Annotated in this window: 11 protein-coding genes and 2 tRNA genes; 6 read left to right on the top strand and 7 right to left on the bottom strand. The window is 64.9% G+C overall.

Features of this window, described 5'->3' with window-relative positions:
• Positions 1-89: 89 nt before the first annotated feature.
• Both AC1MDG_RS12825 and bcp read right to left on the bottom strand, forming a co-directional pair.
• Positions 90-171 (bottom strand) — tRNA-Leu (locus AC1MDG_RS12825).
• A gap of 144 nt (positions 172-315) precedes the next feature.
• Positions 316-786 carry a thioredoxin-dependent thiol peroxidase gene (gene bcp / locus AC1MDG_RS12820; RefSeq protein WP_479804249.1) on the bottom strand — a complete coding sequence of 157 codons (471 nt, stop codon included), beginning with the start codon at positions 784-786 and terminating at the stop codon, positions 316-318.
• Positions 787-882: 96 nt separating this feature from the next.
• On the opposite strand from bcp, the gene AC1MDG_RS12815 reads away from it, so the two are divergent.
• The gene (locus tag AC1MDG_RS12815) at positions 883-1,365 is read left to right on the top strand and encodes a MarR family winged helix-turn-helix transcriptional regulator (protein WP_479809093.1); all 483 of its coding nucleotides are present in this window, start codon (positions 883-885) and stop codon (positions 1,363-1,365) included.
• A 76-nt stretch (positions 1,366-1,441) separates the two neighbouring features.
• Here AC1MDG_RS12815 and AC1MDG_RS12810 read toward each other — a convergent pair whose 3' ends face one another.
• The 5 genes from AC1MDG_RS12810 to AC1MDG_RS12790 all read right to left on the bottom strand — a co-directional run bounded on the left by AC1MDG_RS12810 (position 1,442) and on the right by AC1MDG_RS12790 (position 5,243).
• On the bottom strand, positions 1,442-1,711 hold the full coding sequence (locus AC1MDG_RS12810; RefSeq protein WP_479804247.1) for a hypothetical protein: 270 nt from the start codon (positions 1,709-1,711) through the stop codon (positions 1,442-1,444).
• Between the two features lie 391 nt (positions 1,712-2,102).
• Positions 2,103-2,178, bottom strand: a tRNA-Lys gene (locus tag AC1MDG_RS12805).
• Between the two features lie 106 nt (positions 2,179-2,284).
• A complete protein-coding gene (locus AC1MDG_RS12800; protein WP_479804245.1) occupies positions 2,285-3,373 on the bottom strand; it encodes a PQQ-dependent sugar dehydrogenase in 1,089 nt (362 codons plus the stop codon).
• Between the two features lie 87 nt (positions 3,374-3,460).
• Complete coding sequence (locus tag AC1MDG_RS12795) at positions 3,461-4,555, bottom strand: sunset domain-containing protein (protein WP_479804243.1); 1,095 nt, start codon at positions 4,553-4,555, stop codon at positions 3,461-3,463.
• Between the two features lie 76 nt (positions 4,556-4,631).
• Entirely contained in the window at positions 4,632-5,243 is a 612-nt protein-coding gene (locus AC1MDG_RS12790) for a hypothetical protein (RefSeq protein ID WP_479804241.1), read from the bottom strand.
• Between the two features lie 86 nt (positions 5,244-5,329).
• Here AC1MDG_RS12790 and AC1MDG_RS12785 point away from each other — a divergent pair, with 86 nt between their 5' ends.
• The 5 genes from AC1MDG_RS12785 to ilvC all read left to right on the top strand — a co-directional run bounded on the left by AC1MDG_RS12785 (position 5,330) and on the right by ilvC (position 12,020).
• Entirely contained in the window at positions 5,330-6,253 is a 924-nt protein-coding gene (locus tag AC1MDG_RS12785) for a LysR family transcriptional regulator (RefSeq protein ID WP_479804240.1), read from the top strand.
• A 140-nt stretch (positions 6,254-6,393) separates the two neighbouring features.
• Entirely contained in the window at positions 6,394-8,115 is a 1,722-nt protein-coding gene (ilvD, locus tag AC1MDG_RS12780) for a dihydroxy-acid dehydratase (RefSeq protein ID WP_479804238.1), read from the top strand.
• A gap of 405 nt (positions 8,116-8,520) precedes the next feature.
• Complete coding sequence (locus AC1MDG_RS12775; protein WP_479804237.1) at positions 8,521-10,422, top strand: acetolactate synthase large subunit; 1,902 nt, start codon at positions 8,521-8,523, stop codon at positions 10,420-10,422.
• Between the two features lie 2 nt (positions 10,423-10,424).
• Positions 10,425-10,937 (top strand): acetolactate synthase small subunit, encoded by a 513-nt coding sequence (gene ilvN, locus AC1MDG_RS12770; protein WP_011692379.1) that lies wholly within the window; start codon positions 10,425-10,427, stop codon positions 10,935-10,937.
• 57 nt (positions 10,938-10,994) lie between these two features.
• Positions 10,995-12,020, top strand: coding sequence for a ketol-acid reductoisomerase (gene ilvC / locus AC1MDG_RS12765; protein ID WP_043482456.1), 1,026 nt, complete (start codon positions 10,995-10,997; stop codon positions 12,018-12,020).
• Positions 12,021-12,144: the final 124 nt, after the last annotated feature.

Raw genomic sequence — 12,144 nt, 5'->3', positions numbered from 1 at the left:
TTTCGAGGTCTTCTTCAGGCACTGGAGCAGGTTGTTAAACGAAGGAATCCCGGACCGTGAGGCCCGGGATTCCGAGAATCGTGCAGCTGTGCGCAAGGGGGGACTTGAACCCCCACGCCCGAAGGCACAGGAACCTAAATCCTGCGTGTCTGCCAATTTCACCACTCGCGCGCGGCGCCGCCGTGCGTGCTTTTCCTGCTGTCCCTGGGAAAGCGAAAAACGTTCGACGGCGGATTCCAGGCTCCAGTGTACCTGCCGGGGGCGCCTTCCGCTTGAGGAGTGGCACGCCGTGCCCGCTGGTGCCGGACTGGATTCCTAGGCCAGGCCAAGGTCCCGGCGCAGCTTTGCCACGTGGCCGGTGGCCCGCACGTTGTACTGTGCGACGGCCACCTCGCCGTCCGGATCCACAACGATCGTGGACCGGATGAGCCCCTCATAAGTCCGCCCGTAGTTCTTCTTCTCTCCCCACGCGCCGTAAGCCTCGGCCACGGCGTGGTCCTCGTCGGACAACAGCGGGAAGGCCAGGCCCTCCTTCTCTGCGAACGCGGCGAGCTTTCCGAGGGGATCGGGGGAGACGCCCAGGACGTCATAGCCTTCCCTCTGCAGGGAAGCAAGGGTGTCGCGGAAGTCGCACGCTTCCTTGGTGCAGCCGGGCGTCGATGCTGCCGGGTAGAAGTACACGATGGTATTCCGCCCCCGGTAGTCCTTCAGGCTGACGTCCTTCCCTGTGGAATCTTTCAGCGTAAAGTCCGGTGCGGGAGTGCCGGGAGTGAGTCGTTCAGCCAAGGTTTTCTCCTTAGGAATGTTCTGGACATTCAAGCGTAATAAGCGGGGGAGCGAGGGACGAATCCCACGCTGGCTATACTAAGTTGTATGCCTGATATGGATCGCTGGCCCACTGGGCGCCTTTTGTCCACCGCGGCACGTCTCGTGGAACACTCCTGGAATGAGAAGCTGGGAGCCATTGGGCTCACCCATGCCGGGGTGATCGCCATGGAAGTCCTTGCCCTCAACGGGCCCATGACCCAGGCACAGCTGGCTCAGTTGGTCCGCGTTCAAGCGCAGACCATGGGCAAGACCCTTAGCCGGCTCGAAGTGCATGGGCACATCCGCCGTGAACGCAGCACGTCCGACCGTCGGAGCCACGTGGTGTCCCTGACCGAGCGCGGGGTGGAGGCTGTAGCCGCCGCAGCCGATATGGAACGAGCGGTTCTGGCCGCTGCGTCGATCGACCCGGACGTTCTCCGCCAGGAGCTGCAGGCCGTCGTAACTGTCCTGGCCAGCCGCTTTTCCTCGCCTGAGACCAAAGCAATCGTGGCAAGTGCCGAGTCCGGCCTCACTGTGGACGCAAACAGCGTTAACTGACGGACCGTCAACTGACAGCCCGCCTGGCCTGACCGGCCCCCACGGCGGCTGGCAGGACCTGAGCCGGAGTTTCCTCCTACCCCAGAAGCCTGACGGCGATCGCCTCCAGCGCCTGGAGATCCCAGTCCTTGTTCAAGGGCCCCAGTTTGGCCTGCAGAACGGCCATCACGCCCATCTCCAGCAACGCCTGAAGAGCCGAACCGGGGTTTTCGCTGAATTCCAGGCTGCTCTCCAGTGCCGCCAGCGCGCCCGCGTCACTCGACGGAACCGGCAGGGACGCTGCCATGGCGGCGCCAATGGCCTCGGCATCGGCCTCAATCGTGCCCGTCACAGTAAACCGAAACACAGCCATGGTTTGCCTCTCCCACACCTAGTCGTGACGCCACTCTATCCAGTGCGGCGCGGGTATTCCGATGCTTAGGGTGAATTTTTCGCAAAGATATGCCCAGGTTCCGGGACCGGCGCATGCGGTTGTGGAGGATTCCCGGTGGCCGCGTAGGCACGCGCCGATCCACGGACGTCCAAAGCCAGCACCACCCCCGGCGCCACAGCGCTGACGCCAACAGCCCCCAACAGCCCGGGCGTGACCAGGCTCGCCTGCTCCCGCCCGGCGAGGCCCTAAACGGCCACGGAGGCAAAGGCCGGTGCCCGTGTCCGTGGCCGTGGCCGTGGGGAGATTTCCGGGCAAAACAAAACCCCGCCTTCATGGCTTGTGGCCAGTGAAGACGGGGTTTCTGTGGTGCACCCCCCGGGACTCGAACCCGGAACCCATTGATTAAGAGTCAATTGCTCTGCCAGTTGAGCTAGAGGTGCAGCTGTTGTTTTGGTTCTTCCCGGGGGCTTTTGTTTCCCTCGTTCATCTCCGCAACGACATGAAACTCTACACGAGATTTTGCGCAGTGTGAAATCGGCGGCTGTTTCACTCTCCAGCTCTTCCGGGAGGGCCCAAAATCAGCGCGGAATCAGGGTTTTGGTTGTTGGTGAGCATCCACAAAGTGCCGTCCGGGGCGAGGGCAACGTCGCGGATCCGGCCGAACTTGGCTGTGAAATGGCTCACAGGATTGCCCGCATTTTCGCCGTCGAGGGGGACGGCCCAGAGCCGCTGGCCCCGGAGTGCCCCGAGATATGCCGTGGAGCCGACGATCTCGAGCCCACTCGGGGAAGAATCCGCGGTGGACGGCCAGACCACCTTGGCATCGATGAAGCCCGGCCTGCCGGGCGCCCCGGTGACCTCCGGCCAGCCGTAATTGCCGCCCGGCTGGATCAGGTTCAGTTCGTCGTCCACGGTTGGCCCGAATTCGCTGGCCCACAGCCTCCCGGCGTCATCCCAGTCCAGGCCCTGCACGTTCCGGTGGCCGAGGCTGTAGACCGGGTTGTCACCAAACGGGTTCCCCGGGGCAGGCCGGCCTTCAGCAGTGATCCGGAGGATTTTCCCGCCGAGCGCGTTCGGATCCTGTGGCTGGTCCCGGCGTTGCGAGTCACCGGTTCCCACATAGAGGTTCCCGTCCGGTCCGAAACGTATGCGGCCTCCGTTGTGGGTGGAAGCCTTGGGGATGCCGGAGAAGATGGTCTGCGGCGGGCCGAGCGTCAGTGGGCCCCCGGGTGCGGCCTCACTGAGGGTGAGCCGGGCAATCCTGTTGTCTGTCCTGGCAGTGAAATAGGCGAACAGCGACTTGTCCGAAGCATAGTTTGGTGACACCGCCAGGCCCAGGAGGCCGCCTTCACCTCCGGGAACAACCCCCGGGATGCTGCCAAGCACCATTATTCTGCCGTCCTTGACCGCTTTGAGGTCGCCGCTGTCACGTTCAGAAATGACGGCTGTGCCATCCGGCAGGAACACCACGGACCAAGGCAGCCGCAGCCCTTCCACCGTCCGGAGGACCCGGGGTTCGCGCGCCGCGTCGGTGCCGCCCGTGACTGAACCGGCGTTGCCCGTGGGACCGCCGCTGCCGCCGCCGGTGCAGGCGGCCAACGCCAGCGTCCACGCAAGGGCAGCGGCAGCACGCATAAGGCGGCGTCCAAGCGTGGATGTGCTCCTTGGCCGCTTCACACGGACACCGGCTTCATAAGTACACCGGTCCTATTGGCTGGGGGCCTAGTGCCGGCTCCGGCGCGGGGCGCGGAACCCTGCCGCTTCGGCGTGGGCGGCCGACTCGAACCAGACTTCGGCAGTGGTTTCTTCGTAGGAGGGGCTGGTTTCATCGTGGTAAATCATTGTTTGCGCATTGCCCTTGACCGTGTAGCCGTCGGGTCCGCTGCCGTCGGGTCCCGGTGCTGCTGAGCCCTCCCCATAGGGCTTGTCCGCTGCCAGGTGTCCTGCGGGCTCCGCCGTATGGCTTGCGGCTGCCTCCGTGGCAGCCGATGAGGCGGCCGCCTGCATTGTCTCTGCATCCCCTTCGGAGAGGACGCCGGCGCCGCTCACGGCGGCCGGAGCGGTTGAGGTGGCGGCCGGAGCGGTTGCGCCGGCGGGCGGCAGTCCTGCGACGGCTCCGGAATCCTCAATGCCTGAATCCTTGACGCCTGGGTGCCTGATGCCTGCGTCGCTGACGGCCGTGTCCTGGGCGTCTTCCGCCGCTGCGGATTCGGCGCCGGGAAGCGTGGGCGCGTGGGGCTCCGTGTACTCAGGGTGGTGCACCGGAACCTGATGTCCGGCCGCGGCGGGCAACGTTTGTCCGGCGGGAGTCTCTCCGGCCACTGATTCCTTGGCCGGAGACTCGGAAATATGCGCCTGGGCCGCGTGCGGGGTGCTGCCCGCCTCGGACCACTGCGCCTCCCACTCGGCCTTGTCCTCCTCCTTGCCGGCAGCCGGCACTGCGGTAGCTGCCGTTGTGTCCTCGTCCCAGTCATCCACGTCGCCGCCGGCCGGAGCAGCGTTTGCTGCCGGGGAACCTGCGGGTCCGGGGCTCGACAGTGCGGAGGTCGACGGCGCGGCCTGGGCGCCCTGGCTAAAGCCTGCCGCGCCCGGCATTCCGGCCGTGGCTGCGGCGTCTGCTGACGGTGCAGCACCGCCACCGGCGGGGGCGGCACTCGCAGGGCGGTCGACGGCGGGCTGCGCTGCCCGTGGAGAGGACGCGCCGGAACCGGAGGAGGCGGGTGTTCCGGTGGTGTTCCCTGAACTGTTTCGGTTCAGGAGCCACCACACGACTCCGACGATTACAACGATGACGATGACCCAGATAATCCAGTCCATAGCAGTGCCCTTCTGTACACAAGGCAAGGTTTGCCGTTGCTTGACGTTACGTCGGTGCGATCAGGGCTGTAAAGGCTCAGAGCGGCTGGCCGCGCTGCACGAAGTCCGCCATAAATTCATGGAAGTCCGCGGCATCGTGGGCCTGTTCGATGCTCCGGAGCCGGCGGACGGCACGCTCATCCGGACTTCCGCTCGGCGAAGCGAGGGGCATGGTGTTTTCCACTCCGAAGCGGAAAGCTTTTCCCGTGCTTGCCGCCACTTCGTAGCCGCCCAGGGAAGACCGCACGGCGGGGAGCCGGCGTGCGCGGGCAAGGTTGGTCATATTGATAGCCACCGGCACCCCGGTAGCCGCCAAGGACTTTTCGTCGAAAGGGGCCACGATGACCTCGGCCGGATGCCAGCGGTAGCCGATCACAAAATTCCGCCGCCGCGGGGGAGCCCAGCCCCTCGCTGCGACTCCCGGGACCTCAAAGCTGTTGGAGCCGCAGACGAGGTTGTAGTCGCCATAGTTGGGTATCTGGCGGTCGAACACGGCCCGGAGCGTTGCTTTGAGCTCCTCGCTGGCGGGCGCGGAAGCAGGGGGTCCCGGAGCGGGGCCGGTTGCCGGGCTGGCGGCGTCGGGGTTGATCGGCGGGGGCTTGCTGTTCACGGTGAAGTCCTGATGGTCGGCCGGCAGGGTGGCTCGCACGCTACCAGACCCTGCGCATGGCGGCGTGTCACACCCCGGCGAGCGACGGCACCGTCCTGACGAGCGCCGTCCTGTAGCCTCGCCTCATGGATTTGAAACGCCTCCGGATTCTCCGTGAACTCTCGGACCGGGGCACAGTAGGCGCCACCGCCGAAGCGATGGAGGTAACGCCGTCGGCCGTCTCGCAGCAGCTCAAGACGCTGCAGGACGAACTGGGTGTGGTCCTGGTTGAAAAGTCCGGCAGGGGAGTGCGCCTGACGGAAGCGGGGCGGGCCATGGCGGCAGCGGCGGCCGATGTTTCCACGGCCATGGCGCGCGCCGAAGCCACCATTGACACGTACCGGCGGGGCTGGCAAACGCATGTCAAAGCGGCCTTCTTCCCAAGCGCGGCGGAAATGTTCCTCCCCGGCCTCCTGCACCGCGTCAAGGCGGTGGAGGGCCTAAGGTTCGAGGCCTGCTTCGAGGACCCGGGCGTTGCCGGGTTCGCTGCCCTGGCCGCCGATTACGACATTGTGCTGGCCCACAGTGTGGATGGTCCCGATGTTTTTGCCCGGCAGGGGCTGGTGGTGGTTCCGCTCCTGAACGAACCGCTGGACGTGGCCGTGCCCGCGGGGCACGTGCTGGCGGCAAAGCCTTCGCTAACCGCCGGCGATGTGGTGGGGTTTCCGTGGATGGGCGTCCCGGAAGGCTTTCCGTTCGATACGGTGCTGCGCCAGATCGAGGTCCAAGCAGGTTCCCCGGCGGTCCGCGCGCAATTGTTTCCGGACCTTCGTGTCCTGGAGGCCCTTGTCAGTGCCGGCCACGGATTGAGCCTGCTGCCGCGGTACACGGCCCTGGGAAACCAGGAACGCGGCTTCGTCCTGCGTCCCTTGCTCGGAGTCACTGCCCGCCGGAGCATCGTGGCCCTGGCACGTCCGGACGTGGCGGCCCGCACCACCATCGCCCAGGTTTTGTCCATGCTCGAAGCCGAGGCGGCGACCATCGACGCCGCTGGCCTGCGTGACGGCTGACACATTTCCGGGCAGGCGCGCAGCGTCCGTCTCATTATCTGAGACGAGAGTCCACTATTTGATCGAAATATTCCCGGTTTTCGGCTTAACGGTCCGCTCCGGGTCGTTGGCGCCCATCATTGCGCCATAGACTTTGACCCATGAGTGAGGACACCCAAACCGCGACAGAAAACAAGCCGGACATCAAGCCCCGCAGCCGGGTCGTAACCGATGGAATCCACGCCGCGCCCGCGCGTGGAATGTTCCGGGCGGTCGGCATGGGCGACGACGACTTTGCGAAGCCCCAGATTGGCGTGGCAAGTTCCTGGAACGAGATCACTCCCTGCAACCTTTCCCTGAACCGGCTGGCCCAGGGCGCCAAGGAAGGCGTCCACGCCGGCGGCGGATTCCCCATGCAGTTCGGCACCATCTCCGTTTCGGACGGCATTTCCATGGGCCACGAAGGCATGCACTTCTCCCTGGTGTCCCGCGAAGTCATCGCCGACTCCGTGGAAACCGTGATGCAGGCCGAGCGCATTGACGGCTCGGTGCTCCTGGCCGGCTGTGACAAGTCGCTGCCCGGCATGCTGATGGCAGCCGCGCGCCTGGACCTCGCGAGTGTGTTCCTCTACGCCGGCTCCATCATGCCCGGCTGGGTGAAGCTGGAGGACGGCTCCGAAAAGGAAGTCACCCTCATCGACGCCTTCGAGGCCGTGGGCGCCTGCGCCGCCGGCAAGATGAGCCGGGGCGACCTTGACCGCATCGAGCGCGCCATCTGCCCGGGCGAAGGCGCCTGCGGCGGCATGTACACGGCAAACACCATGGCCTGCATCGGCGAAGCCCTGGGCATGTCCCTGCCGGGCTCCGCGGCTCCCCCTTCGGCAGACCGCCGTCGTGATGAGTTCGCACGCAAGTCCGGCGAGGCAGTAGTGAACCTGCTCCGCCTCGGCATCACCGCGCGCGACATCATGACCAAGAAGGCGTTCGAGAACGCCATCGCCGTGACCATGGCCTTTGGCGGCTCCACCAACGCCGTCCTGCACCTGCTCGCCATCGCCCGCGAAGCTGAAGTGGAATTGACGCTTGAGGACTTCAACCGCATCGGCGACAAGATCCCGCACCTGGGCGACCTGAAGCCGTTCGGCCGTTACGTGATGACCGACGTCGACAAGATCGGCGGCGTCCCGGTCATCATGAAGGCACTGCTCGACGCCGGGCTGCTGCACGGCGACTGCCTTACCGTCACCGGCAAGACCGTCGCGGAGAACCTGTCGGCTATCAACCCGCCGGATCTGGACGGCAAGATCCTGCGCGCGCTGGACAACCCGATCCACAAGACCGGCGGCATCACCATCCTGCACGGTTCCATGGCCCCTGAAGGTGCCGTGGTGAAGAGCGCCGGTTTCGACGCCGACGTCTTCGAAGGGACCGCCCGCGTCTTCGAACGCGAGCAGGGCGCACTCGACGCGCTGGACAAAGGCCAGATCCAGAAGGGCGACGTCGTTGTCATTCGCTACGAAGGCCCCAAGGGCGGCCCCGGAATGCGCGAGATGCTCGCCATCACCGGCGCCATCAAGGGCGCAGGGCTCGGCAAGGACGTCCTGCTCCTGACGGACGGCCGCTTTTCCGGCGGGACCACCGGCCTGTGCATCGGCCACGTCGCCCCTGAAGCAGTCGACGGCGGCCCGATCGCCTTCGTCAAGGACGGCGACAGGATCCGCGTCGACATCGCGAGCCGCACCTTCGACCTGCTGGTGGACGAGGCCGAACTCGAAAACCGCAAGATCGGCTGGGAGCCGCTCCCGGCGAAGTTCACGAAGGGCGTCCTGGCCAAGTACGCCAAGCTCGTGCACAGCGCCTCTACCGGCGCCTACTGCGGATAGCAGGCCGTCTTGATGGCCTCCGGCGGTGACAGTGCCGCTGGAGGCGGCAGGGCTTAATAACGGCTGATCCGAGGGGCCCCGGACGGACGGCGCTCGCGCCGGAGGCTTGGGGTAGGATCAACCCGTGGACAATGATGTCCACATGGTGAGATGCGTATCGTCGTCGTTGACACGCTTCCCACCAGAGGGAAAACTGAACGCATGATCGCATTCGTTACCGTCGGCACCGCTCTGGGTGTATCCGTCGTCCTTACCAAGCGCGTGGCTCAATAGCCCGACTGGTAACGAACCGTCACGCGCAACCCCTCGAAGAGCCGCCAGGCTGAGGGGTTTTTTTATTTGTTTCAGCTATTGCACCCGTCATGAGAACCACCCGCTAATGAAGATCCACAAAGGAAGAGTCCGATGAGCAAAGGATCGCCGATCAGCCCCTCGCTGATGGCTACAAAGTCCGCTGGAGCCCCCAAGGCTCCGGAACGCGCCGACCGCACGGCCGATGCCGGCGTCGAGCACGCTGCTGCTGTCTCTCCTGTCCTTGGACCGAACAACGTCGTACCCCCGACGGTGATGACCGGTTCACAAGCTATTGTCCGCTCGCTCGAAGAACTCGGCGTGGACGATATTTTTGGTTTGCCCGGTGGCGCGATCCTGCCCACCTATGACCCCTTGATGGCCTCGAGCATGAATCACGTGCTGGTCCGTCACGAACAGGGAGCCGGCCACGCCGCGCAAGGCTACGCCATGGTTACCGGGCGGGTTGGCGTTTGTATTGCCACCTCGGGTCCCGGGGCCACCAACCTCGTTACCGCCATCATGGATGCGCACATGGACTCCGTGCCGCTCGTTGCGATCACCGGCCAGGTGTCCAGCGGAGTCATTGGTACGGACGCTTTCCAGGAAGCGGACATCGTGGGCATCACCATGCCTATCACCAAGCACTCGTTCCTGGTGACCGACCCCAACGACATCCCGCATGTCATGGCGGAAGCGTTCCACCTGGCTTCGACGGGCCGGCCAGGCCCGGTGCTGGTGGATGTCGCCAAGGATGCCCAGCAAGGCCAGATGACCTTCTCCTGGCCGCCCAAGATCGACCTTCCCGGCTACCGCCCGGTGCTTCGCGGCCACAACAAGCAGGTTCGCGAAGCAGCGAAGCTGATTGCCGCGGCCAGCAAGCCCGTTCTCTACGTCGGCGGCGGCGTTGTGAAGGCCCACGCTTCCGCTGAGCTGCGGGAACTGGCCGAAATCACCGGCGCGCCCGTGGTCACCACCCTGATGGCCCGGGGCGTGTTCCCCGACTCTCACCCGCAGCACGTCGGCATGCCCGGCATGCACGGCACGGTCTCTGCCGTGACCGCACTGCAGCAGTCCGACCTCCTGATCACGCTGGGCGCCCGTTTCGACGACCGGGTGACCGGCGTCCTGAAGACGTTCGCGCCGAATGCGAAGGTGATCCACGCGGACATCGATCCGGCCGAGATCTCCAAGAACCGCACGGCCGACGTTCCGATCGTGGGCTCCGTCAAGGAGATCATCCCGGAGCTCACCGAAGCCGTGAAGACGCAGTTCGCTGCTTCCGGCAAGCCGGACCTGGAGAACTGGTGGACGTTCCTCAACAACCTGAAGGAAACGTATCCGCTGGGCTGGACCGAGCCGGAGGACGGCCTCACCGCACCGCAGCGCGTCATTGAGCGCATCGGTGCCCTGACCGGCCCCGAGGCAATCTACGTTGCCGGAGTTGGCCAGCACCAGATGTGGGCGGCGCAGTTCATCAAGTACGAACGCCCCCACGCCTGGCTGAACTCAGGCGGAGCCGGCACCATGGGCTACGCGGTCCCCGCTGCCATGGGTGCCAAAGTGGGTGCGCCCGACCGTGTGGTCTGGGCCATCGACGGCGACGGCTGCTTCCAGATGACCAACCAGGAACTGGCCACGTGCGCCATCAACAAAATCCCCATCAAGGTTGCCGTCATCAACAACTCCTCGCTGGGCATGGTGCGCCAGTGGCAGACGCTCTTCTACGAAGGCCGCTACTCGAACACCGACCTGAACACCGGTCACGAAACGGTCCGCATCCCGGACTTCGTGAAACTGGGCGAGGCCTACGGCTGCGCGTCCTTCCGGTGCGAGCGCGCCGAGGACATCGACGCCACCATCCAGAAAGCCCTTGAAATCAATGACCGCCCCGTGGTTATCGACTTCGTGGTGAGCCCGGACTCCATGGTGTGGCCGATGGTGCCCGCCGGAGTGAGCAATGACCAGATCCAGGTCGCCCGCAATATGACCCCGGAATGGGAAGAGGAGGACTGATCATGACCCGCCACACGCTGTCCGTTCTGGTCGAAGACAAACCCGGTGTGCTGACCCGGGTCGCGAGCCTCTTCGCTCGCCGTGCCTTCAACATCAATTCCCTGGCCGTCGGCCCGACGGAAGTTCCGGGCATGTCCCGGATGACCGTCGTCGTCGACGCCGACGGTGACCTGATCGAACAGGTCACGAAGCAGTTGAACAAACTCATCAACGTGATCAAGATTGTTGAACTCACCTCAGAATCTTCCGTACAGCGAGACCACATCCTGGTCAAGGTACGTGCGGATGCCGCAACACGCCTGCAGGTGACCCAGGCTGCAGACCTGTTCCGCGCCTCAGTGGTCGACGTCTCCACAGACTCGGTGGTCATTGAAGCAACCGGCCATCCCGAAAAGCTCACCGCGCTGCTGTCAGTGCTGGAGCCCTTCGGCATCCGCGAAATTGTGCAGTCAGGCACCCTTGCCGTTGGACGGGGATCCCGCTCCATGAGTGACAGGGCACTACGCTCCGCGTAGTACCGCAGCACCACAGACTATTTACACCAGAGAATCCACTCAAAAGGAGTTACGCAAGTGACTGAAATGTTCTACGACGACGACGCAGACCTCTCCATCATCCAGGGCCGCAAGGTAGCCATCGTCGGCTACGGCTCGCAGGGCCACGCCCACGCCCTGAACCTGCGCGACTCCGGTGTCGAGGTGACGATCGCCCTCAAGGAGGGCTCGGCCTCGATCGCCAAGGCCCAGGATGCCGGCTTCACGGTCAAGAACGTCGCCGACGCCGCCGAATGGGCAGACGTCATCATGATCCTGGCACCGGACCAGCACCAGCGCTCGATCTACAACGACTCCATCAAGGACAAGCTGACCCCCGGCAAGGCCCTGGCCTTCGCGCACGGGTTCAACATCCGCTTCGGCTACATCCAGGCACCGGAGGGCGTTGACGTCATCCTGATCGCCCCGAAGGCTCCCGGCCACACTGTGCGCCGTGAATTCGAAGCCGGCCGCGGTATCCCGGACATCATCGCCGTCGAGCAGGACGCCACCGGCGCAGCCTGGGACCTCGCGAAGTCCTACGCCAAGGCCATCGGCGGCACCCGCGCCGGCGTTATCAAGACCACGTTCACCGAAGAGACCGAAACCGACCTCTTCGGCGAGCAGGCCGTGCTCTGCGGCGGTGTCTCCCAGCTGGTCCAGTACGGCTTCGAGACCCTCACCGAGGCCGGTTACCAGCCCCAGATTGCCTACTTCGAGGTCCTGCACGAGCTCAAGCTCATCGTTGACCTCATGTGGGAAGGCGGCATCGCCAAGCAGCGCTGGAGCGTATCCGACACCGCAGAGTACGGCGACTACGTTTCCGGCCCGCGCGTCATCACCCCCGAGGTGAAGGAGAACATGAAGGCTGTCCTTGCCGACATCCAGAACGGCGCGTTCGCCAAGCGCTTCATCGAGGACCAGGACAATGGCGGAGTCGAGTTCAAGGCGCTGCGGGCCAAGGCGGAGCAGCACCCCATCGAGAGCGTTGGCCGCGAACTGCGCGGTCTGTTCTCCTGGCAGCAGCAGGACGAGGACTACGTAGAGGGCTCGGCAGCCCGCTAAGGCTGCCCTTAAGGACTCTCGGAAGTCACCAGTGAGGCCGGGTTCACACTTAACAATGTGAGCCCGGCCTTTCCGTCAGCCTAGACTTGATTTATCCCCCGGACTGCAACGCAGAGGATCAGCC

The sequence above is a fragment of the Arthrobacter sp. AIWTK1 genome (genome assembly GCF_056680535.1).
Note: the sequence above shows the minus strand (reverse complement) of the source record. Positions and strands in the feature narration are given on the sequence as shown.

Coding starts and splice junctions, on each gene's coding strand:
- AC1MDG_RS12785 (WP_479804240.1), top strand. CDS start 5,330: ATGGATTTGAAACGCCTCCGGATTCTCCGTGAACTCTCGGACCGGGGC.
- AC1MDG_RS12800 (WP_479804245.1), bottom strand. CDS start 3,373: ATGCGTGCTGCCGCTGCCCTTGCGTGGACGCTGGCGTTGGCCGCCTGC.
- ilvD (WP_479804238.1), top strand. CDS start 6,394: ATGAGTGAGGACACCCAAACCGCGACAGAAAACAAGCCGGACATCAAG.
- AC1MDG_RS12775 (WP_479804237.1), top strand. CDS start 8,521: ATGAGCAAAGGATCGCCGATCAGCCCCTCGCTGATGGCTACAAAGTCC.
- ilvN (WP_011692379.1), top strand. CDS start 10,425: ATGACCCGCCACACGCTGTCCGTTCTGGTCGAAGACAAACCCGGTGTG.
- AC1MDG_RS12815 (WP_479809093.1), top strand. CDS start 883: ATGGATCGCTGGCCCACTGGGCGCCTTTTGTCCACCGCGGCACGTCTC.
- AC1MDG_RS12795 (WP_479804243.1), bottom strand. CDS start 4,555: ATGGACTGGATTATCTGGGTCATCGTCATCGTTGTAATCGTCGGAGTC.